The 21,994-nt window shown below is 71.2% G+C and carries 18 protein-coding genes (1 of these 18 cut by a window edge); 4 read left to right on the top strand and 14 right to left on the bottom strand.

The window, feature by feature from the left end; genetic code table 11:
* Positions 1 to 61: 61 nt before the first annotated feature.
* Positions 62 to 730 carry a helix-turn-helix domain-containing protein gene (locus tag miv_RS28215; protein ID WP_207180234.1) on the bottom strand — a complete coding sequence of 223 codons (669 nt, stop codon included), beginning with the start codon at positions 728 to 730 and terminating at the stop codon, positions 62 to 64.
* Between the two features lie 578 nt (positions 731 to 1,308).
* Positions 1,309 to 2,724, bottom strand: a complete 1,416-nt coding sequence (locus tag miv_RS28210) for a DUF2254 family protein (RefSeq protein ID WP_207180232.1) — start codon at positions 2,722 to 2,724, stop codon at positions 1,309 to 1,311.
* A 60-nt stretch (positions 2,725 to 2,784) separates the two neighbouring features.
* Here miv_RS28210 and miv_RS28205 point away from each other — a divergent pair, with 60 nt between their 5' ends.
* Positions 2,785 to 3,285 carry a hypothetical protein gene (locus tag miv_RS28205; RefSeq protein ID WP_207180230.1) on the top strand — a complete coding sequence of 167 codons (501 nt, stop codon included), beginning with the start codon at positions 2,785 to 2,787 and terminating at the stop codon, positions 3,283 to 3,285.
* 213 nt (positions 3,286 to 3,498) lie between these two features.
* On the opposite strand, the gene miv_RS28200 is transcribed toward miv_RS28205, so the two are convergent.
* From miv_RS28200 to miv_RS28170, 7 genes are all read right to left on the bottom strand, one after another.
* Complete coding sequence (locus miv_RS28200; RefSeq protein ID WP_048428236.1) at positions 3,499 to 3,876, bottom strand: response regulator transcription factor; 378 nt, start codon at positions 3,874 to 3,876, stop codon at positions 3,499 to 3,501.
* Between the two features lie 64 nt (positions 3,877 to 3,940).
* On the bottom strand, positions 3,941 to 4,396 hold the full coding sequence (locus tag miv_RS28195; RefSeq protein ID WP_207180228.1) for a CBS domain-containing protein: 456 nt from the start codon (positions 4,394 to 4,396) through the stop codon (positions 3,941 to 3,943).
* Between the two features lie 45 nt (positions 4,397 to 4,441).
* The gene (ccoS, locus tag miv_RS28190; RefSeq protein WP_048428234.1) at positions 4,442 to 4,579 is read right to left on the bottom strand and encodes a cbb3-type cytochrome oxidase assembly protein CcoS; all 138 of its coding nucleotides are present in this window, start codon (positions 4,577 to 4,579) and stop codon (positions 4,442 to 4,444) included.
* Positions 4,580 to 4,597: 18 nt separating this feature from the next.
* Positions 4,598 to 6,922 (bottom strand): heavy metal translocating P-type ATPase, encoded by a 2,325-nt coding sequence (locus miv_RS28185; protein ID WP_207180218.1) that lies wholly within the window; start codon positions 6,920 to 6,922, stop codon positions 4,598 to 4,600.
* A gap of 12 nt (positions 6,923 to 6,934) precedes the next feature.
* Positions 6,935 to 7,432: a FixH family protein gene (locus miv_RS28180; RefSeq protein WP_207180216.1), complete on the bottom strand. Its 498-nt coding sequence runs from the start codon at positions 7,430 to 7,432 to the stop codon at positions 6,935 to 6,937.
* Positions 7,433 to 7,436: 4 nt separating this feature from the next.
* Positions 7,437 to 8,999, bottom strand: a complete 1,563-nt coding sequence (ccoG, locus tag miv_RS28175) for a cytochrome c oxidase accessory protein CcoG (protein WP_244748754.1) — start codon at positions 8,997 to 8,999, stop codon at positions 7,437 to 7,439.
* A 388-nt stretch (positions 9,000 to 9,387) separates the two neighbouring features.
* A complete protein-coding gene (locus miv_RS28170; protein WP_207180214.1) occupies positions 9,388 to 9,990 on the bottom strand; it encodes a TetR/AcrR family transcriptional regulator in 603 nt (200 codons plus the stop codon).
* 88 nt (positions 9,991 to 10,078) lie between these two features.
* Here miv_RS28170 and miv_RS28165 point away from each other — a divergent pair, with 88 nt between their 5' ends.
* Both miv_RS28165 and miv_RS28160 read left to right on the top strand, forming a co-directional pair.
* Positions 10,079 to 11,329, top strand: coding sequence for an efflux RND transporter periplasmic adaptor subunit (locus tag miv_RS28165; RefSeq protein WP_207180212.1), 1,251 nt, complete (start codon positions 10,079 to 10,081; stop codon positions 11,327 to 11,329).
* Positions 11,330 to 11,486: 157 nt separating this feature from the next.
* Positions 11,487 to 14,726: an efflux RND transporter permease subunit gene (locus miv_RS28160; RefSeq protein ID WP_058618998.1), complete on the top strand. Its 3,240-nt coding sequence runs from the start codon at positions 11,487 to 11,489 to the stop codon at positions 14,724 to 14,726.
* A 279-nt stretch (positions 14,727 to 15,005) separates the two neighbouring features.
* On the opposite strand, the gene ccoP is transcribed toward miv_RS28160, so the two are convergent.
* The 4 genes from ccoP to ccoN all read right to left on the bottom strand — a co-directional run bounded on the left by ccoP (position 15,006) and on the right by ccoN (position 18,496).
* Positions 15,006 to 15,869 (bottom strand): cytochrome-c oxidase, cbb3-type subunit III, encoded by an 864-nt coding sequence (gene ccoP / locus miv_RS28155; RefSeq protein WP_244748753.1) that lies wholly within the window; start codon positions 15,867 to 15,869, stop codon positions 15,006 to 15,008.
* Between the two features lie 5 nt (positions 15,870 to 15,874).
* A complete protein-coding gene (locus miv_RS28150) occupies positions 15,875 to 16,030 on the bottom strand; it encodes a cbb3-type cytochrome c oxidase subunit 3 (protein ID WP_420865467.1) in 156 nt (51 codons plus the stop codon).
* Positions 16,030 to 16,770, bottom strand: coding sequence for a cytochrome-c oxidase, cbb3-type subunit II (ccoO, locus tag miv_RS28145; RefSeq protein ID WP_048430320.1), 741 nt, complete (start codon positions 16,768 to 16,770; stop codon positions 16,030 to 16,032). Before ccoO ends, miv_RS28150 begins: the two co-directional genes overlap by 1 nt.
* A 61-nt stretch (positions 16,771 to 16,831) precedes the next feature.
* Complete coding sequence (gene ccoN, locus miv_RS28140; protein ID WP_207180209.1) at positions 16,832 to 18,496, bottom strand: cytochrome-c oxidase, cbb3-type subunit I; 1,665 nt, start codon at positions 18,494 to 18,496, stop codon at positions 16,832 to 16,834.
* A 218-nt stretch (positions 18,497 to 18,714) separates the two neighbouring features.
* Here ccoN and hemN point away from each other — a divergent pair, with 218 nt between their 5' ends.
* Positions 18,715 to 20,073 carry an oxygen-independent coproporphyrinogen III oxidase gene (gene hemN, locus miv_RS28135; protein ID WP_207180208.1) on the top strand — a complete coding sequence of 453 codons (1,359 nt, stop codon included), beginning with the start codon at positions 18,715 to 18,717 and terminating at the stop codon, positions 20,071 to 20,073.
* Positions 20,074 to 20,118: 45 nt separating this feature from the next.
* On the opposite strand, the gene miv_RS28130 is transcribed toward hemN, so the two are convergent.
* Positions 20,119 to 21,994, bottom strand: the 3' portion of a protein-coding gene (locus tag miv_RS28130) for a TonB-dependent receptor (RefSeq protein WP_207180207.1). The gene runs 335 nt beyond the window's last position; the window shows 1,876 of its 2,211 coding nt (coding positions 336–2,211); its start codon lies beyond the right edge, outside the window; it ends in the stop codon at positions 20,119 to 20,121.

Here is a 21,994-nt window from a genome sequence, read left to right as displayed (position 1 = left end):
GACGCGGGATCGGATCGCCGTGGATAGCAAAAACCGGGCGCGGCGTCCGCCCCCGGCGCCCTCAGCCGTCGAGGCGCCGCAGGGCCGCCCGGTCGCGCAGCTCGACCGCGCGCCGGTGGGCCGGCAGGGCGATGAGCCCGTCGCGCTCCAGCTGGGTGAAGGTGCGCGAGACGCTCTCGACCGTGAGACCCAGGTGGTCGGCGATGTCGGCCCGCGACATCGGCAGCGCCAGGACGCCGTCGGCCCCCGCCCGCTCGGCGAGGCCGAGGAGGAAGCTCGCCACCCGCTCCCTGGCGGTCTTGCGGCCGAGCAGCAGCATGTGATCCTGCGCCCGGGCCAGCGCCCGCAGCATCGCCGCCACCACCTCGCACGCCAGCGCCCCGGCATCGCCCGTGAGCGCGGCCCGGTCGCTCCGGCGGTGGGCCGTGAGCACCGTGTCGACCACCGCCTCGGCCCCGGTCCTGCGCTCGTCGCCGGCCTCGAGGCCGAAGATGTCGCCCGGGAGGTGGAAGCCGTCGATCTGCCGGCGCCCGTCGCTGAGAAGGCGGTAGGTCCGCACCGCGCCCGACACCACCTTGTAGAAGTGGAGCGGGCGGTCGCCCTCGGCGTAGATCTCCTCGTCGGCCTCGACGCGGCGGCGCGCGCCCGGCTCCTCCGGATGGAGATGGGCGTGGACGGGCCCGGGGTTCAGCGCGGGGCCGAGGCCGGCGGTGGCGAGAGCGAGCTGCATCGGATGCCTCGTCGGGCGATCGTTCGGGCGGTCTTGACGAGGTCCATGGCTAGGCGATCGAGGACGGCGGCGACATTCCGGTTCGACGCGTAAGGGATTCCCCTTAGGCCCGAACGCGTCCTTATCGGTGATGGACCGGGGGGGCCTGGCTTCGCCAAGGTCCCGATCACGGCCTCGGTGGTCCCGGTCTTGCGGCGCCGGGCCAGCTCGCCGACACGGGGATTGCGGACGTTCGAAGTCATCGCCAAGGCAGCGCCTCCGTCGCGAAGTAACGGCAAAAACTTGGAGAGCCTGCTTGATTATGACTGGCAAATACCAGCAGCGATCTTGGGTTATCATACCCTTTCACCGCATCCTGAGGTGCGAGGCGATCGAAGATCGCCGAGCCTCGAAGGAGGGATCGAGTGATCTCGGAGACTTCTGGATCCCTCCTTCGAGGTTAGTCGATTTCCAATCGACTAACACCTCAGGATGAGGTTGCTGGTAGGATAGAGTATGTCGATCGGTCAAACAGGGTCTCGGACGCAAGCGTGCGGCGTCGGTCCGATGCGGGCTTCCACCGAATGGCGGGGGCTGCCCTACGACGTCGTCCCGGGCACCCGGGTCGAGCGCGAGTTCAGCTTGCCCAGGCTGCCCGCAAGCGCGGCGGATGCCCTGGCGACCTCCTCCGCCACGCTCCCGAAGCCGCGTTCCTCCAAGGCCGAGGCCAGGTCGTGCAGGGCGGCTTCGAGCTGCCGCGTCAGGACGTGCTCGCCCAGGCTCGACAGCGCCCGGTGGGCGACATCCGCCAGTCTCCCGGCCGTCGGCGCCTCGACGTGGCGCAGCAGGATGGCGAGCGTGGCGACGGCCTCGGTCAGGGTCTGGGACTGGATCGATTCGGAGGCGACGACGATCACGGCCTCGAGGGCGTCGGTCGCGATGACGGGAGCGGCGTCGCCGTAGACGATGCGGGCGCCGTCATCGCCCCGGATCTCGATCTCGCCGCGGCTCCACTGCGCGATGATGTCCCGCAGCGCCTGGATCACCGTGAGGCCCGGATTGGGGTTCGATTTCGAGGTCGAGACGGACGTCCAGGCGATGGTCGCGAGCTGGTGCAGGCCGTAGGCGGTGCTCGTCTGGAGATCGCGCCCGTCGTCATACGCGAAGGCGGCGAGCGTCTCCTCGGCGATGCGCTCCTGCGCCTCCGCGTCCAGGACGACGCCGGGGCCGCACCGGAGCCGGAACACCGGGTCGCCGACGGCGCGATACGTCCCGAGGGCGATGAGGACCTCGACCTCGACGTCGCCGTGCCGCTCCAGGGCCGTCTCGACCCGAGCGAGGTCGAGCCCGACGACGTAGCCGCTCTCCCGGGAGCGGACGAGGGCGCGGTCGGCCCAGTCGCGGCGCGTCGTCCTGCGGGTCGCCGCCAGCACGTCGAGATCCGTGCCGCGCGCTTCGAGCACCTTGTCGTGGATGAACTGGATGATCTGTTCCGGCCGCATCTGGTCGATCGTGTTGTAGATCATCACGATGATCAGGCACAGCGCCAGGGCGGTGAGCAACAGACTGAGCGCCGCCGCGAAGACCGGGCGGTGGTAGTCGGTATTGGTCACGAGCGTCGTCAGCACGAAGACCGACAGGCCGACGAAGTAGCCGAAATAGAGCTGGTTGGTCCGCCGCGCCATGAACTGGTCGGTGACCTGCGCCGTCAGGGCGCCCGCGCCCTGCTGCACGGCGAGAAGCAGGAGCGAGAAGGTGATCGAGGTGACCGTGACGATGCTCGATGCCACGGTCGCGAGCAGGCTGCCCAGGGCCGCGCGATCCCCCGTCAGGGCCCCGAGCCAGGCAAAGCCGTGGGGCGCCCGGTCGCCGGACCACGACCCGTCCGCCAGATAGACCAGGGCGCTGAGGCCGACGAAACCGATCACCGTGGCGAGCGGCAGAGCCAGGAACTGCCGGAACGACCGTCGGATCGCGCTGACGACGCGGTTCGGAACCGATGCAATGGCTTTCATCGACGACTGTCACCACGCGGCACTGCCTGTCCGCCAGGCTTAGCATGGGGGCGACGGGCCATGCAGGACGGTCTCGGGGCCTTCACCGTCGCGCTGCGCCGCAGCGTCCGCTCCCGCGATCTGCGTACGAAGCACGCTTCGGCACAGGTCCGTGTCATCAAGCGGCGGCATGCGGCGGTCCCGGCGTCGGGCCTTACCCGGCCCGACGAGCCTGCGCGTCGGGAACCCGTCGGAACAGGCCACGCCCGCGCGGGGAACGCGGCGGTCGGATCGTCGTTGTCCGGCGGGAAGCATCACGAGCCCGTGAGGAAGACAGAGCCCATGACCGTCTCCAGACTGACCGTTACGGCAAGCGCCGGCATTCTCGGTGCCGTCCTGATGTCGATCCCGGCCTCCGCGGCGCCGCTGCCCGCCCCGAGCGCCGGGCAGACCGGCACGAGCGCAACGATCGACGGCAACTCCCTGGTGACCCCCGTCCGCAACATGGGCAACGGCAAGCATCCGTCCCGGCCGAGGGGCCAGAAGCGTCGCGGCATGACGTCCGGCGGCTCCCGCCACTGAGCGTCGGTCCGCTCCCTTGAAACAGGCGGACCGCCTGCCACACGGCCCGATCGCGAGGCGCGGTCCGTCACGCCTGTTCGACACGACCCGATCCCGGTGACGCTCCGGAGCATGAGCCGCTCCCCATCTCGGCGGCGGTGACCGGGATCGAGACCCGGGTGGACCGCGCAGTATCGTCAGCCGCTGGCCGACGCGGGGGTGCCCGGTGCGTCTTCACGCCGAGGCGGACAGCGCATCGTGGATGCCGGAGAGCAGCGATCCGTCCTCGAAGGGCTTTTCCACCACCTGCCGGAAGCCGGCCCGCGCGGCGCGGTGGCGCAGATCTTCGGTGAGGCGCCCGGTGACCAGGATGGCGGGCAGGCTCACGCGCCGGGCACGCAGGTGCCCGACCAGCTCGACCCCATCCATGCCCGGCATGTGATAATCCACGACGAGGCACCCCGACCGGGGAAGCCCCGCCTCGCCGAGCAGCTGGCCGGCATCCTCGTAGAGGCGCACGTCGAGCCCTTCGAGCTCGAGGGCGAATTTGAGCGAGCGTCGGACGGCCTCGTCGTCGTCGACGACGAGGACCGGTCCCGTGGGAGCGGGCATGGCGGCCTTGGACCCTGTCTTGCGGTATCGTGGTCCGGCCCGGCGCGGGCCGCCTTGATCTTGCTCAAGCGGGGTCCGTCGGGGCTCCGGCCGGCGCGCCGGGGGCCTGCGCCGTCCCGGGCGGGATGTCGCGCAGCGAGATCATCCCGACCACCTCGCCGCCGCGCATGACCGGGAGGTGGCGGAATCCGCCCACGCGCATCAGCGCGTGCGCGTCCGCGAGGCTCGCCTCGGCGGCGATGGTCCGGGGATCGCGGGTCATCACCTCGCGCACCAGGGTCAGGTGCGGGTCGCGGTGGCCGGCGATCACCCGCACCGCCACGTCCCGCTCGGTGACGATGCCGACGAGGCGGTGCGCCTCGACCACCACCAGGGCGCCGATACCGTCATCCCGCATGCGGTGGCACGCGCTCGCCACCGTGAAGCTGCCGCTCACGCCCCGCAGGGGCCGGTCGGCCAGGAAGGCGGCGACGGTCGTGTCGAGCCGGATCGTCTCCGAGAGGGCGGTCGCGTCGGTCATGGGGCTGTTTTCCGCTGGTGGGCAAGGGAGGACCATGGCCGGCGCTCAGTCGTCCGACAGGGCTCGCAGCTCGGCCCCCTCGACGTCGTCGTACTGGCCGGAGCGCAGCGCCCACAGGAAGGCGCCGAGGCCCAGGCCGCCGAGGCCGAGGGCGATCGGGATGACGAGGAGAAGCACGGCCATGGCAGGGTCCGGAGGCGGTCAGGGGGTGGCGATGGCCGGATCCGCCGGCACCTCGGCGGTCCCCTCCGGTCGGGGAGACGGCGTGGGCCGCGGACGGGCGCGGGCGCGCAGCGCGTTGAGCGTGACGACGACCGAGGAGCCCGACATCGCCAACGCGGCGATCAGCGGCGTGAGGAGCCCCGCGGCGGCGAGCGGCACCGCGACGAGGTTGTAGGCGCCCGCGAGCCACAGGTTCTGCCGCATCAGCCGCCGGGCCCGGGCGCCGACCGCGATCACCGAGAGCACCGGCGCGAGGCTGCGGCCGAGGAAGAGCGCGTCGGCGGCGGCCTGGCTCACATGCGCGGCGGTGACCGGCGAGAGCGAGGCGTGGGCGGCGGCGAGCGCCGGTGCGTCGTTGAGGCCGTCGCCGACCATCAGCACCCGACGGCCGGCGCGGCCGAGGGCCTCGATGCGAATAATCTTGTCCTGCGGGGTGAGACCGGCCTCCCACTCGCTCACGCCGAGCCGCGCGGCGACCGCCGCGACCGCGCTCGGCCGGTCCCCCGACAGGATCGCGATCCGTCGTCCCTCCGCCCGCAGCGCGGCCATGACCGCCGCCGCGTCCGGGCGAAGCGCCTGGGCGACCGGGTAGGCGACCGGCTCCCCGGCCCCGGCGCGAAAGCAGATGACCGAGGCCTCCGGCGCGGCGGCGAGGGCCGCTTCGGCCTGCGCCTCGGCGCCGCAGAAGGTTGGGGAGCCGAGGCGCAGCTCCACGCCGTCGACGGTCGCCCGGACGCCGAGGCCTGCCGCTTCCTGCGCCCCCGGATAGGGCTCGGCGCCCTCCGCGGCCTGCCGCGCCAGGGCGGCGGCCATCGGGTGGCGGCTCGACAGGGCGAGGCGGGCGGCCCGGGCCAGCGCAGCGGCGTCGCCGGCCTCGGCGGCCAGGACCGGCTCCGGCAGGGTCAGCGTGCCGGTCTTGTCGAACACCACGGTGTCGATCTCGCCCATTCGCTCCAGGGCGGAGCCGTCGTTGAGAAGCACGCCGTCGCGAAACAGCGCGCCGGCGGCGACGACCTGGACGGCGGGGATCGCGAGGCCGAGCGCGCAGGGACAGGTGACGACGAGCACCGCGACGGCGGTGAGGAGCGCGGCGTGCGGACCGGCCCCGGCGACGAGCCAGCCGGCGAAGGTCAGCGCGGCGGCCGCATGGACCAGCGGCACGTAGAGGCGGGTGGCCCGGTCGGCGAGCACCAGCGCCCGCGAGCGGGTTTCGAGGGCACGGCGCATCAGCGCCTCGACCTCGTCGAGGAAGCCCGCCCCGGCCGCCGCCGTGACCGCGACGACGAGCGCGCCGTCGCCGTTGAGGGCGCCGGCCTGGACGAGGGCCCCCTCCTCCACCGGCACCGGTGCGGTCTCGCCGGTGACGAGGCTACGATCGAGGTCCGAGCGCCCGCGCTCGATCCGGCCGTCCATCGGCACCCGCTCGCCCGGGCGCACCAGCACGCGGGCGCCGGGCGCGACCTCGGCGAGCGGAACGTCGCGCACCGACCCGTCGGGCTCGATCCGCGCCGCGGTCTCGCAGCGCAACGCCGCGAGATTCTCGGCCAGCGTCCGGGTCCGCCGCCGCATCGCCTGTTCGAGCACCCGCCCGATCAGCAGGAAGAACAGCAGCATGATCGCCCCGTCGAAATAGGCGTGGGTCGCCCCCAGAGCCGTCTCGACCACCGACATCACGAGGGTCAGCACCACCCCGAGGGTGATGGGGAAGTCCATGGTGATCCGTCCGGCCCGCAGGCCGCGGAGCGCCCCTTCGTAGAACGGCCGGCCCGCATAGGCGGCCGCCGGCAGGGCGACGAGCGCTTGGATCCAGTGGAAGAGGTCGCGGTTCTCGGGCGTCATGTCGGAGACGCTGCCGGCCCAGACCGAGATCGCCAGCAGCATCACGTTCATCGAGGCGAAGCCCGCCACCGCCAGGGCGCGGATCAGCCGCTCGCTCTCCGCCGCCTCGGCATCGGCCGGCCGGTGCGGGTCGAAGGGATGGGCGGCGTAGCCGAGGGCGGCGAGCCGCGCCCGGATCAGTCCCACATCGGGCTCGGCCTCGGGTGCCCACTCGACCGCGAGGCGCCGCTCGGTGAGGTTCAACCGCGCCACGGCTACGCCCGGCACCTCGGCGAGGCCGCGCTCGATGGCCGCGAGGCAAGAGGCGCAGCGCACGCCCTCGACGGCGAAGTCGGCCCGGGCCGCGCCCGCCCGGGTGCGGGTGACGAAGGCGTCGTAGTTGCGCTCCCGGGAGGGCCGGGTGTTCGCCTCGCTCCAGGCGGCATGGGCCTCGACATAGGCGAGCGCCGCATCGGTGCAGCACATCGAAATCCGCCCCTACTCGATGGTGACGCGGCGCTCGCGCCGAAGCTCGATCCCGCCCGGTCCCGTCACCTCGACGACGAGCCGCCACTGGCCGGCCGGCAGCGCATCGAGGTTGCCCGCATAGGTGCCGGGGGCGGTCGCCGCGAGGGCCAGGGCCCGGTCGAGGCGGGCATCGGTCGGGCGCTCCAGCCGGGCGCGCAGGTCCTTGCCGGCGAGCGGCGCGCCGTCGGGCCCGCGCAGGGAGACGATCAGGCCGATGCCGGCGCCGTCGCGCGCGATCGTGCCGTCGAGGTGCCATCCCCGGGCGGTCTGGGCCCGGGCCCGGGCGCGCTCGGCGGTGTAGACTTGCCCGGCATGGTAGGGCGAGGCCGCCTCGAGCCCCGTGAAGGTGCGAAAGGCCGAGGTGACCAGGAGGGCGTCGGCCGCCGCGATGGTGCCGAAGAAGCCGATCAAGGCGAGGAGGACGTGCCGCCCGGTGAGGCGGAACGGGGCGACGAGGCGGGCCTGCATGGTCCTAGGGTGCCTTGAAGTGGTCCTGCGCCAGGGCGGTCTCGCCGCTGGCCGGATCGGTGACGCGGAAGGCGAGCGGCGCCGAGCCGGCGCGGCCGGGCGGGGCGAAGACGAGGACGCGGTATTCCCGCGTCGTGTCGGCCGGCACGACGAGGTCGTCGGCGGCGCCCACCACCTCGAGACGGGCGCCCGGCAGCCCCTCGAGGCCGAGGACGAAGCGCCGCTCGACCGGGCGCTTGTTGATGACCCTGACGGCGTAGCCGTTGCGCACCCCGCCCTCCGACAGGACGACGAAGAGCGGGTTGCGGTCGTGCAGGACGCTGATGCCGGTGAAGCTCCGGGTCGCGAGGCTCGCGAGCATGAAGCCACCGATTCCCACCACCAGGAGGCCGTACGCGACCGTGCGCGGGCGCAGGATTCGCTGAACCGGCGGCAGGCCCGCGGCCCGGCGCCGGCCATTCGCCTCGGTGTCGTAGGCGATGAGGCCGGTCGGCCGCCCGAGCCTCGTCATCACGGCGTCGCAAGCGTCGGCGCACAGGCCGCACTGGATGCAGGCGAGCTGGAGCCCGTCGCGGATGTCGATCCCCGCCGGGCAGGCGGTGACGCAGGCGTAGCAATCGACGCAATCGCCGGCCGGCCGACCGGCGGCGCGCAGGGCGGCTGCCGTCTTGACCGAGGCGCGGGGCTCGCCGCGCTCGACCCGGTAGCGGATGTTGAGGGAGTGGGCGTCGGTGAGGGCGCCCTGGATGCGCGGCCACGGGCACATGTAGGTGCAGACCTGCTCGCGCAGGTGGCCGGCGAGCAGATAGGTCGTGGCGGTCAGCGTCAGGATGGCGAAGCCCGCGACCGGCGGGGCCTGGAAGGTCGCGAGCTGGCGCACCAGGGTCGGCGCGTCGGCGAAGTAGAGCACCCAGGCACCGCCGGTCCACCAGGCGATCAGGAGCCAGATCGCGTGCTTGAGGGTGCGCAGGGCGATCTTCTCGACCGACCAAGGCGCCGCGTCGAGCTTGAGCCGCGCCCGGCGGTCGCCCTCGACCAGGCGCTCGACCGCGAGAAAGAGATCGGTCCAGACCGTCTGCGGGCAGAGATAGCCGCACCAGATCCGGCCGGCGACGGCGTTCATCAGGAAAAGGATCAGGGCCGCCAGAATCAGCAGGCCCATCACGTAGGTGACCTCCTGCGGCCACAGCTCGATGAAGAAGACATAGAGGCGGCCGCGGTCGAGGTCGATCAGCACCGCCTGCGACGGTGCCCCCGGGCCGCGGTCGAATCGCAGGAACGGCACGAGGTAGTAGACCCCGAGCGCCACCGCCAGGATGATCCACTTCGTGGTGCGGAACCGGCCCCGCACCGCCTGCGGGTGGATCTTCCGGCGCGCTTCGTAGAGATCGCCGGTGACCGCCGGCACCGCCGGCCGGATCGCGGCGGTGCCGAACTTCGCCTTGCGGCCCTCACGCGGAGCCGTGGACCGTGCCGTCGTCGCAGGTTCGCTCAAGGCCATCGCCGCCTGTCCAGCCGCCCGGGCGCGGGCAGGAGCCGTTCTCAGGCGGGGGGTGGCCCGCGTCATTGATCTCTCGCAATCGCAGGGCTGTCGTGGGAAGCGGAGGGGCGCCTTGTCCCCTCTCCCCCGCGGGCGGCTAACGTGTTCAAACATCTCGGTTTGGGCGCGCTTCCACGTGGAAGTCGCGCGCCTCCCCTCTCCCGTGTGGGAGAGGGGCCGGGCGATCGAAGATCGCGCGTGAGGGTGCTACGGTTCTTATTCAAGCACCGAACGTCGTGCTGGCAGCGTGACGCTCAGTGCTTAATCCTGACGCGTGTCACCCTCGCGCGATCTTCGATCACCCCTACCCCTCTCCCACACGGGAGAGGGGATCCCGCGCCTTTTTCTTTCCCCGGGCAGCCCTGCGGCGATCGGCCGAGCATGGCCGATGAGGGCCGGCCCGGCGGCTGCGGAACTACCGCGCCGCCGCCGGCCCCGGGAAGGCGCCGAGCGACACCCGCGCGACCTCCCGCAAGGCCTCCCGGTCGGCGCCCGAGGAGGCCAGCACGCCCATGCCCGACGCGACCGTCGAGAGGAAGCGCGCGAGCGCCGCCGGGTCGGCGTCCACGCCCAGGTCGCCGTCGCTTTTGGCCGCGGCGAAGCGCTCGCGCAGCTCGGTTTCGGACTGGGCGCGCCGGGAGGCGAGCTCGAACGGGATGTTCTCGGACCCCTCGCCGCAGGCCAGCCCGCCCTGGACCAGCAGGCAGCCGGGCGGGTTGGCCGGATCGGTGTGGCTCTCGGCGATGCTGGTGAGGAAGCGCTCGGCCACCTCGCGGGCGGTGGCGCCCGCCAGCACGTAGCGCATATGCGCGGATCGGCGCTCGGCGTAGCGATCGAGGGCCGCCTTGAGCAGACCTTCCTTGCTGCCGAAGGCCGCATAGAGGCTCGGCGGCTTGATGCCCATGGCCTTCGTCAGCATCGCGAGGCTCGCGCCGTCGTAGCCGTGGCGCCAGAACACCTCCATCGCCTCGTCGAGGGCCTTGTCGGTATCGAACGACCGGGGTCGCCCCATCGCCATCGCCTGCCGGCTCCCATTTCTGTATCGAGTGTTAGATAAGGCTCTTGACGGGCCGCGTCCATGCCGACATGTGTATCGAACCATACAGATGTCGGAGCCGGCCGTGGACCCACGTCGCGACCCATCCCTAGGCCAATTCCTCGTCCGGCGCAGCGCCGGAATCGGCCTCGTTCTCGTCCTGCTGGCGGGGGCCTCCTACCCGTTCCTGTCCCCTTCGTTCACGCGAGGAACCGCCGCCAGCGCCGCGACGCCGCCGGCCGAGCAGGCGGTGTCCGCCCCGGTCGCCGCGATCACGCCGCGCGACGTGGTGCTGTGGGACGATTTTTCCGGCCGCCTGGAGGCGGTCGAGCGCGTCGACGTGCGGGCCCGCGTCGGCGGCGCGGTCCAGGCGACGCACTTCGCGGAAGGGGAACTCGTCAAGGCCGGCGACCTCCTGGTGACCATCGATCCGGCGCCCTACGCGGCGGAGGTCCAGCGCCTGGAGGCCCAGGTGGCCGGGGCCGAGGCCCGCGTCGCCCTGACGGCGAGCGACCTCGAGCGCGGGCGCCGGCTCTCCGACCAGCAGATCGTCACGGCGCGCGACCTCGACGTGCGGGCCAACGCCTTCAAGGAGGCGAAGGCGAGCCTGGACGCCGCGAAGGCGGCGCTGGCGGCAGCAAGGCTGAACCTCGGCTACACCGAGATCCGGGCGGCGGTGGCGGGCCGCGTCGGGCGCCGCGAGGTCACGCCCGGCAACCTCGTCACCGCGGGCGCGGGGGCGGCGGTGCTCACCACGCTGGTCTCGGTCGATCCGATCCATGCGAGCTTCGACGCCGACGAAACCGTCGTGCTCCAGGCGCTGGCCTCGATCGCCGGCCCGGCGGGCGGGCGCGGCCGGCTCGACGCCATCCCGGTCGAGATGACGACCGCCGAGGGAACGCCCGCCCGCGGGCACCTGCAATTCATCGACAACAAGGTCGACGCGCGCAGCGGCACGGTCCGGGTGCGCGCCAGCTTCGCCAACGGCGACGGTCGCCTCATCCCCGGGCAATTCGCCCGGATGCGGCTCGGCCGGCCCGCGCCCGAGCGGCTGCTCCTCGTCGACGAGCGGGCGGTCGGCACCGACCAGGACAAGAAGTTCGTGCTCGTGGTCGGGGCGGATAACCGCGCCGCGTTCCGGGCCGTCACCCTCGGCCGCGCGGTCGAGGGACTGCGCGTCGTGACCTCGGGCCTCTCGGGCGGCGAGCGCATCGTCGTCAACGGCCTGCAGCGGATCCGCCCCGGCACGCTGCTCAGCCCCGAGCCGGTGACGATGGGCGCCCGCGGCGCCCCCGAGACGCGCCGCCTCGCCGGGCGCTGACGCGCTCCACGGCGCTCGCTCGCACCTCCGATTCCGAACCGCGAGACCCCGCGACCGCACTCGGGCGGCCGCGCGGATCCCTCATGCCCGCGGCCTCCTTGCCCGCTCCCCTCTTGCCTGCTGCTTCCTTGCCCGCTGCCCCGCCCCGGAGGGCGCCATGACCCTGTCCAAGTTCTTCATCGACCGGCCGATCTTCGCGGGCGTGCTCTCGGTTCTCATCTTCATCGGCGGCCTGCTGTCGCTCCTGGCGATGCCGATCTCCGAGTATCCGGACGTGGTGCCGCCCTCCGTGGTGGTGCGCGCGACCTTCCCGGGGGCCAACCCGAAAGTCATCGCCGAGACGGTGGCGACGCCGATCGAGGAGCAGATCAACGGCGTCGAGGGCATGCTCTACATGTCGAGCCAGGCCACGACGGACGGCATCATGACGCTGACCGTCACGTTCCGCCTCGGGACCGACCCCGACAAGGCGCAGCAGCTCGTGCAGAACCGGGTCTCGCAGGCCGAGCCGCGCCTGCCGGCGATCGTGCGCCAGCTCGGCATCGTCACGGTGAAGTCCTCGCCCGACCTGACGATGGTGGTGCACCTCGTCTCGCCGAACGGGCGCTACGACATGACGTACCTGCGCAACTACGCGGTGCTCAACATCAAAGACCGGCTCGCCCGCCTCGACGGCGTCGGCCAGGTCCAGCTCTTCGGCTCCGGCGACTACGCGATGCGGATCTGGCTCGACCCGCAGAAGACCGCCGAGCACGGCCTGTCGGCGGGCGACGTGGTGCGGGAGATCCAGGCCCAGAACGTCGAGGCGGCGGCGGGCGTCATCGGCGCCTCGCCGGCGGTGCCCGGCCTCGACCTCCAGCTCTCGCTCAACGCCGAGGGGCGCCTGGCGAACGAGGAGCAGTTCGGCGACATCGTGGTCAAGACGGGAGAGAACGGCGAGATCACGCGGCTCCGCGACATCGCCCGCATCGAGCTCGGCGCCTCGGACTACGCGCTGCGCTCGCTCCTCGACAACAAGGCGGCGGTGGCGCTGCCGATCTCGCAATCGCCCGGCTCGAACGCGATCGCGATCTCCGACGAGGTCCGCCGGACCATGGCGGAGATCAAGCGGACGATGCCCGAGGGGATCGACTACCAGATCGTCTACGACCCGACGCAGTTCGTGCGCGCTTCGATCGAGGCGGTCATCCACACGCTGCTCGAGGCGGTCGCCCTCGTCGTCGTCGTGGTGATCCTGTTCCTGCAGACCTGGCGGGCCTCGATCATCCCGCTCCTCGCCGTGCCGGTCTCGATCGTCGGCACCTTCGCGGTGATGCACGCCTTCGGCTTCTCGATCAACGCGCTCAGCCTGTTCGGCCTCGTGCTCGCCATCGGCATCGTGGTCGACGACGCCATCGTGGTGGTCGAGAACGTCGAGCGCAACATCGAGGCGGGGCTGTCGCCGCGGGACGCCAGCGAGCAGGCGATGCGCGAGGTCTCGGGGCCGATCGTCGCCATCGCGCTGGTGCTGGTGGCCGTGTTCGTGCCGCTCGCCTTCATCAGCGGGCTCACCGGGCAGTTCTACAAGCAGTTCGCGCTGACCATCGCGATCTCGACGGTCATCTCGGCGATCAACTCGCTCACCCTGTCGCCGGCCCTCTCGGCGCTCCTGCTTCGCGACCACCACGCCCCCAAGGATCGGCTGACGCGGGTGCTCGACACCCTGCTCGGCTGGTTCTTCCGCCGCTTCAACCGGGCCTTCGGACGCGCCTCCGACGGCTACGGGCGCGGCGTCGGTGCCGTCGTCTCGCGAAAAGGCGCGATGATGCTCCTCTACCTCGTCCTCGTCGGTCTGACGGTCGGGCTGTTTCGCCAGATTCCCGGCGGCTTCGTGCCGGGCCAGGACAAGCAGTACCTCGTCGGCTTCGCGCAGCTGCCCGACGGCGCCACCCTCGACCGGACCGAGGAGGTGATCCGCCGGATGAGCGAGATCGCGTTGCGGGAGCCCGGCGTCGAGAGCGCGGTCGCCTTTCCGGGCCTGTCGATCAACGGCTTCACCAACTCGTCGAATTCGGGAATCGTGTTCTCGACCCTCAAGCCGTTCGACGAGCGCCGGGACCCCTCGCTCAACGGCGCGGCCATCGCGCAGTCCCTCAACCGCAAATACGCGGCGATCCCCGAAGCCTTCATCGCGATGTTCCCGCCCCCGCCGGTCAACGGGCTCGGCACCATCGGCGGCTTCAAGCTGCAGATCGAGGATCGCGGCGGTCTGGGCTACGAGGCGCTGAACGAGGCCACCAAGGCGTTCCTCGCCCGTGCCGCGCAGGCGCCGGAGCTCGCCGGCCTCTTCTCCAGCTTCCAGATGAACGTCCCGCAGCTCTTCGCGGAGATCGACCGGACCAAGGCGCGCCAGCTCAAGATCCCGGTCACCGACGTGTTCGACACGCTCCAGATCTATCTCGGCTCGCTCTACGTCAACGATTTCAACAAGTTCGGCCGCACCTACTCGGTCCGGGTCCAGGCCGATGCCCCCTTCCGCGCCCGCCAGGACGATGTCGGGCTCCTGAAGGTCCGGGCGGGATCGGGCGAGATGGTGCCGCTCTCGACCCTGCTGCGGGTGCGCCAGACCGCGGGGCCCGAGCGGGCGATGCGCTACAACGGTTTCCTCACCGCCGACATCAACGCGGGCGCCGCCCCCGGCGTCTCGTCGGGCCAGGCCCAGGCCGCCGCGGCCCGCATCGCCGCCGAGACGCTGCCGCGGGGATTCGCCTTCGAGTGGACCGACCTCACCTACCAGGAGTTCATCGCCGGCAATTCCGGGATCTGGGTCTTCCCGCTCGCACTGCTCCTCGTCTTCCTGGTGTTGGCGGCGCAGTACGAGAGCCTCGCCCTGCCCCTCGCGATCCTGCTGATCGTCCCGATGGGGCTCCTCGCGGCGATGACCGGGGTCTGGCTGTCGTCAGGCGACAACAACGTCTTCACCCAGATCGGCCTGATCGTGCTCGTCGGCCTGTCGGCCAAGAACGCCATCCTGATCGTGGAATTCGCCCGCGAGCTGGAATTTTCGGGCCGCAGCCCGGTCGAGGCGGCCATCGAGGCGAGCCGCCTGCGGCTTCGCCCGATCCTGATGACCTCGATGGCCTTCATCATGGGCGTCCTGCCCCTCGTCACCGCGACCGGGGCCGGGGCCGAGATGCGCCGCGCCATGGGCGTCGCGGTGTTCTCCGGCATGATCGGCGTCACCGCCTTCGGGCTTTTTCTGACGCCGGTCTTCTACGTGCTGCTCCGCCGCCTTTCGGGCAACCGGCCGCTCAAGCGGCACGGTGCGACGATGCCGGCCGCAGGACAAAACGGATTCGGGCCAGACGGAACCGCGCATGCCGGGCTCGCGCAGGACGGCGTCGGACAGAGCGCGTAGCGGATCCTCCGGCCGCGCGGACCGCGCGGCCGGCATATCGCCGTCTCGGCGACGTCCGATCGGTGGCGTCGCGACGGGGCATCCGCCTCGCTCAGATATGGGACGGCTGCAGCTCCACGGCGCGCGCCGACGACAGGGATGCCGGACGATCGCTTCCGGCATCCCTGTCATATGAGAGCCGATCGATCGCTTCGCGATGCGGGGTTCGACGCCGTTCACGCGCCGCGTGGGCTGGCGATACCGTTTCCGGACGGGTTCTTTTGAAAACGGTATCAGGCCCTAACGCCCGCCCCCGAGCCCGTGGACGTAGATCGCCAGCGACTTGATCGTCGCGGTGTCGAGCCGCCCCTCCCAGGTCGGCATCACCCCTTTTCGGCCGCCCTGGATCGTCGCGATCACGTCCTTGGGCGCGGAGCCGTAGAGCCAGACCGCGTCGGCGAGGTTCGGAGCCCCCATCTCCGGATTACCCCGGCCCTGCTCGCCGTGGCAGGCGGCGCAGTTTCGGGAAAAGAGCGCGGCGCCCGTCTCCAGGCTCAGGGCCGGTGCGAAGGCCTTGCCGGAGAGGGACAGGACGTAGTTCGCCACCGTCTCGACCTCGTCGCGCTTGAGGATGCCGTCGCGGCCGAAGGCCGGCATCTCGCCCGCGCGGGTGTCGGCATGGCCCGACCGGATGCCGACGCGGATCGTCTCCGCGATGGCCGCGAGGCTGCCGCCCCAGAGCCAGTCGTCGTCCTGGAGGTTCGGGTAGCCGGTCCGGCCGGTGGCGGCGGTGCCGTGGCAGGCGGCGCAGTTGTCGCCGAAGGCCGCCTTGCCGGTGGCGAGCGCCAGCGGCAGCAGCGCCGGATCGGCCGCGATCTCACCGAGATCCGCCACGGCGAGCGTCGACTGGCCGAGCGTCGCGCGGGCCGCCTTCGTCGCGGCGACGTCGGCCAGCACCGCGGCGCGGGTCGAGTAACCGAGCACGCCCCGCGTGTGGTCGAAGACCAGCGGCCAGGCCGGATAGAGGATCCAGTAGCCGAAGGCCCAGACGATCGTGGCGTAGAGCGAGGTCAGCCACCAGCGCGGCAGCGGGTTGTTGTACTCGGCGATGCCGTCCCACTCGTGGCCGGTGGTCTCGGGGGTGGAGGATTTCGGGTCGGTCACGAGGCTCACTCCTCGTCGAGGGGCAGGCGGGCGGCAGCGTCGAACCGGCCCTGGTTGCGAGGCCAGACGGCGTAGAGCGCGACCCCGGCGAACAAAGCCACGAAGTAGAGAAGCCCGCTCGTCTGGGCAAAGCGGGCGGCGAGGTCGTAGGTCACGGGCATCACCTCAAATTCTTGCCGTCGTCGTAGAGCTTGAAGTCGACCATCGTGCCGAGCACCTGGAGGTAGGCCACCAGCGCGTCGAGCTCGGTCGGGCGGCCCTTCTCGCCGGGGGCATGCGCGACGGCGCCGGGATAGCGCTGCGCGAAGCCGGCATCCGCGCCGTCGGGATCGAGCTGGGCGGTGAGGTCGCTGCCCGCCCGCAGGATCATGTCGCGGCTGTAGGGCACGCCGAGCCGGGCATTCGCCGTCAGGTCGTCGGCGATGGCCTCCGCGTCGAGGGGCCGGTCGAGGAAGGAATAGGCCGGCATGATTGAGCCGGGCACGACGGCACGCGGGTCCTTCAGGTGCTCGCGGTGCCAGGCGTCCGAGTACTTTCCGCCGACGCGGGCGAGGTCGGGTCCCGTGCGCTTCGAGCCCCACTGGAACGGGTGGTCGTACAGCGACTCGGCCGCGAGCGAGAAATGGCCGTAGCGCTCGACCTCGTCGCGCATCGGGCGCACCATCTGGCTGTGGCAGAGGTAGCAGCCCTCGCGCACGTAGATGTTGCGGCCGGCGAGTTCGAGCGGCGTGTAGGGACGGATGCCCTCCACCGCCTCGATGGTGCTCTTCAGGTAGAAGAGCGGGACGATCTCGATCAGGCCGCCGATCGCGACGACGATCAGGATGCCGATGAGCAGCGGAAACGAGTTCCTCTCGAAGAACTCGTGCCTCTTCCAGAGGCCGGGCTGGGCGGTGGCCATGGCCGGAATCTTTCGATGTGAGACGGACGAACGGGGCCCGCCGGCGGGCGGGCCGAAACGGTCACTCGGCCGGGACGAGGGTGGCACCGGACGCGGATGCCGGGTTCGACGCGGTCGCTTCGCGGCCCAGGATCGTCATGGCGAGGTTGTAGGCCATGATCAGCGCGCCGATCAGGAACAGGACGCCGCCTAAAGCCCGCACCAGGTAGTAGGGCTGCATCGCCTCGACGGTCTCGACGAAGGAGTATTCGAGGAAGCCGAAGTCGTTCGTGGCGCGCCACATCAGGCCCTGCATGATCCCGGCGACCCACATCGCCGTGATGTAGAGGACGATGCCGAGCGTCGAGACCCAGAAGTGCCACTCGACGAGGCGAAGGGAATAGACCTCGCGCCGGTTCCACAGCCACGGCACCAGGCAGTAGAGCGCGCCGAACGACACGTAGGCGACCCAGCCGAGTGCGCCGGAATGCACGTGGCCGATGGTCCAGTCCGTGTAGTGGCTGAGCGCGTTGACGGCCTTGATCGACATCATCGGCCCTTCGAACGTCGCCATGCCGTAGAAGGCGAGCGAGACGACCATCAGGCGCAGGATCGGATCCGTCCGCAGCTTGTCCCAGGCGCCCGACAGCGTCATCAGGCCGTTGATCATCCCGCCCCAGGACGGCATCCACAGCATGATCGAGAAGGTCATGCCGAGCGTCTGGGCCCAGTCGGGCAGCGCCGTGTAGTGCAGGTGGTGCGGGCCTGCCCAGATATACATGAAGATCAGTGCCCAGAAGTGGATGATGGAGAGCCGATAGGAATAGACCGGCCGCTCCGCCCGCTTCGGGATGAAGTAGTACATGATGGCGAGGAAGCCGGCGGTGAGGAAGAAGCCGACGGCGTTGTGGCCGTACCACCACTGCACCAGCGCGTCCTGCACGCCGGAGAAGATCGGGTAGGACTTCGAGCCGAAGACGCTCACCGGGAGCGCGAGGTTGTTCACCACGTGCAGCATCGCGATGGTGACGATGAAGGCGAGGTAGAACCAGTTCGCCACGAAGATGTGCGGCTCGCGCCGCTTGGCGAGGGTGGCGAGGAAGACCACGAGGTAGACGACCCAGACGACCGTGAGCCAGAGGTCGGCGTACCATTCGGGCTCGGCATACTCCTTCGACTGGGTGACACCCAGGAGGTAGCCGGTGCCGGCGATCACGATGAACAGGTTGTAGCCGAGCACCACGAACCACGGCGCGAGGTCGCCCGCGAGCCGCGCCCGGCAGGTCCGCTGCACCACGTAGAGCGAGGTCGCGATCAGCACGTTGCCGCCGAAGGCGAAGATCACCGCTGACGTATGGAGGGGGCGCAACCGCCCGAAGGTGGTGTATTCGAGACTGAGATTGAGCGAGGGCGCCCAGAGCTGGAAGGCGATGATGCAGCCGACCAGGAACCCGGCGATGCCCCAGCCCATCGACGCGATGGTCGCGAACTTGATCGGCCCGAGATTGTAGTTCGGCCGTCCCCCGATCTCCTGCGGCACCGGCTCGGGGTCGCGGGCGGCGTAGCGGCGCAGGATCGCCACGATCCCGGCGACCGCCGCGAACGAGAACAGCCCGGCATGGAAGCCGAAGGCGGGGTCCGCGGCCTTCGCCGAGGCGACGAGGCACAGGAGGGCGCCGAGGCCGAAGGCGGCGCACAGGCCCGCCTCCCCCTCGGTCATGTATTTGGGTGCGGGTGTGGCGGGCATGGCTGGTTTCGGTTCGCTCCACGCGCGGCTTCGCGTGATCGCCCCGTTAGGTCATGCGGCTCCCGGCCGGGCGTTGATCTGCGTCAACCGACCCCGGCCGGCCGGAGGATCACGGTCACGGCGGGATCGCCGGGGGCCGGCTTGATCCAGCGCAAGGCGATGCGTCCGATCGCCTGCGAGCGTCGGCCGGATGTCCCTCCGACGGCGATCTCCCGACCATGATCACGCCCGACCTGATCGACCGCCTCGGCGGCGAGCGCGTCCCGCGCTACACCAGCTACCCGACCGCGCCGCACTTCACGGCCGAGGTCGGTCCCGCCGAATTCGGCCGGTGGCTCGGGGATGTGGGGCCCGATGAGGCGGTCTCGGCCTATTTCCACGTCCCGTTCTGCGCCGCGCTCTGCCTGTATTGCGGCTGCCACACCCGGGTCGTGCGCCGCTACGCCCCGGTCGAGGCCTACGTCGCCGCGCTGACCCGCGAGATCGACCTCGTGGCGGCGCGCTTGGCCGGCCGGCCGGTCCTGCGCCACCTGCACTGGGGTGGAGGCACCCCGACGATGCTGCGCGGCTCCGACCTGCGCCGCATCGCCGGGCACCTGCGCCGGACCTTCGCGTTCGCGCCCGACATCGAGATCGCGGTCGAGATCGATCCGCGCACGCTGACGCCGGCCGACGTCGAGACCCTGGCGGCGATCGGCGTCACCCGGGCGAGCCTCGGGGTGCAGAGCCTCGACCCCGAGGTCCAGCGCGCGATCCGCCGCGAGCAATCGGTGGCGGAGACCGCCCGCGCCGTCGATTGGCTGCGCTTCTCCGGCATCGCGGCGGTCAATGTCGACCTGATGATCGGGCTGCCGCACCAGAGCGTCGCCAACGTCGTGGCGACCGTGGACCATGCGGTGGCGCTCGCGCCCGACCGGGTCGCGGTGTTCGGCTACGGGCACGTCCCCTGGATGAAGCCGCACCAGCGCGCCCTGCCGGAGGCCGCGCTGCCCGGCCCGCACGAGCGGCACGCCCAGTTCGAGGCGGCGGCCGGGCGCCTCGTCCGGGCCGGCTACGTGCGCATCGGCCTCGATCACTTCGCCGCTCCCGACGACCCCCTCGCCCGCGCCGCGGCGGCAAAGACCTTGCGCCGGAACTTCCAGGGCTACACCACGGACGGGACCCGGGCGCTCCTCGGCTTCGGCGCTTCGGCGATCTCCAGCCTGCCCGGCGGCTACGCCCAGGCGATGACCGACATCGCGGGTTACGCCGATACCGTGGCCCGGGGCGAGCTGGCGACCGCCCGCGGCCTCGCGCTGACGCGGGACGACCGCCTGCGCCGCGACGTGATCGAGGGCCTGATGTGCGACCTCGCCGTCGACCTCGACGAGATCTGCGGCCGGCACGGCGTCACCGCGGATTCGGCCTTCGCGCCGGAATTGGCGCGGCTCGACGCCATGGCGCGCCTCGGCGTCGTCGCGCGGTCGGGCCACCGCATCACGGTGCCGGATGAGATGCGCAGCCTGGTGCGCTCGGCGAGCGCCGTGTTCGACGCCCGGCTCGCCGGCGGGCCGGGCCGGCATTCGACCAGTCTGTGAGGCGCGCCGGCCGGAACGTCCGGGCGCGGCGGGTGCCGCGCCCTCTCAGAAGTCCATCGAGGCCGACAGAAGAACCGTCCGCGGTGCGCCCTGGCTCAGGATGCCGCGCCCGGTCGAGGCCCAGTAGTTGGTGCCGGTGACGTTGGCGACGGTGGCCCGCAGGGTCAGCGGCCGCTCCTGGAGCGTCGTGGCGTAGCGCAAGCCGACGTCGAGGGTCGCCCAATCGGGGATCTTCTGGCTGTTGGCGAGGTCGTAGTACTGCGCCGAGGTGTAGATCACCCGCCCGGTGAGGGTCAGGCCGGGGACGAGGCTCGGCGGCAGATCGAGTTCGCCGGAGAGGTTGAGCTGTACGTCCGGCACGCCGATCGCGGTCCGCCCGACATTGCGCGGATCCTGCGCGCGAACCTGGACCCCGTCGAGCAGGGTGATGCCGCCCAGGAGCCGCATTCCCGGCGCCGGCTCGCCGAACACCGTCAGCTCGACGCCGCTGTTGCGCTGGCGACCGTCGACGGAGAAGACCAAGGTGCGCGAATCGAGGAAGCCGGAGGGCTGTTCGATGTCGAAAGCCGCGACGCCGACGCCCACCGTGCCGAAATCGTACTTCGCGCCGACCTCGGTCTGGCGCGAGACGAAGGCCGGGAAGGCCGCGGTGGCATTGACGGCGTTGATCGGCACGGCCGGCGAGGTCAGGCCCTCGACGTAGTTGGCATATAGCGAGAGCCGCTCCCACGGCTTCACCACGAGGCCGACGCCCGGCGAGAAGGCGCCGGTGTCGCTCGTCCCCGTGCGGTATCCGGTGACGGGGTTGTAGGAATTGACGTCCAGACCCTGCCAGCGCCCGCCGATCGTGAGCAGCACCCGGTCGTCGAGGATCGACAGGGTGTCGGCGATGGCGATGCTGCGGTTGATCCGGCTCGAGGTGCGCGGGGTCGCATTCGACAGCCCGAAGGGCGAGCGCGGGGCGACGTAGGTCGGGTCATAGAGGTTCGAGGTGATCGTCGGGCCCACGGTCTGGGCCGGGGGCTGGGCGAGGTCCTGCCAGAACCCGACCGCGGCGAGCCCGAAGCTGTGCTTGATCGGCCCGGTCTCGACCGTACCGCGCAAGCCCGCCTCCGCCGTCTGGTTGACGATGTGGAACGGCAGGTAGCTGACGGGATCGCGGTAATCGCCCCGCGCGTTGAAGATCGTCAGGACGCCGCCGAAATACTCCTGGCGGAAGTTCGACACGCCGTAGGCGCCGTAGAGCGTCAGGTCCGGGGTGAGGTCGTACTCGACCCGCGTGGCGAGCTGCTGGTTGGCGCTGTCGCGGTATTCCCAGGGCTGCTGCTGGTTGCGCGTCAGGTCGGGCGCACGGGGAATGCGCACGCCGGCCGCCACGTTGCGGTTGCGCAGCGGCGAGGTGAAGTCGAGCTCCTGGTAGCCGAGGTCGAGGCTCGCCCGCAGCCGCTCGCCGCGGTAGTCGAGGGCGAGCGCGGCGACCCCGAAATGGACGCTCTGATTGTCGATCGGCGTCGCGCCGTTGTTGAAGGCACCGTTGAAGCGCAGGCCCCATTCCTTGGCGTCGCCGAAGCGGCGGCTGACGTCGACCGCCTTGTAGATCTGGGCGTCGGAGGCGTAGCCGATCGTGGCGCGGGTGAGCGGATCCTCGAGCGCCCGCTTCGGGATCAGGTTGATGCTGCCGCCGATATTGCCGAAGGGCGGCACGCCGGAGAGCAGGGTCGCGGGGCCACGCAGCACCTCGACGCGCTCGATCGACTCGATCGCCGGGTTGAAGGCGTCGGCGACGCCGTACAGCCCGTTGAACGCGATGTCCTGGGCGAAGACCGGGAAGCCGCGGATGAAGAAGCCGAGAATCCCCGAGAAGGCCGGCACGTTGGTGCGGATCGACGGATCGTTGTTGACCACGTCCTGAACGCTGCGC

It is taken from the genome of Methylobacterium indicum (assembly GCF_017347565.1).
Lineage (GTDB): Bacteria > Pseudomonadota > Alphaproteobacteria > Rhizobiales > Beijerinckiaceae > Methylobacterium > Methylobacterium indicum.
This window is presented reverse-complemented; position numbering and strand designations above follow the sequence as displayed.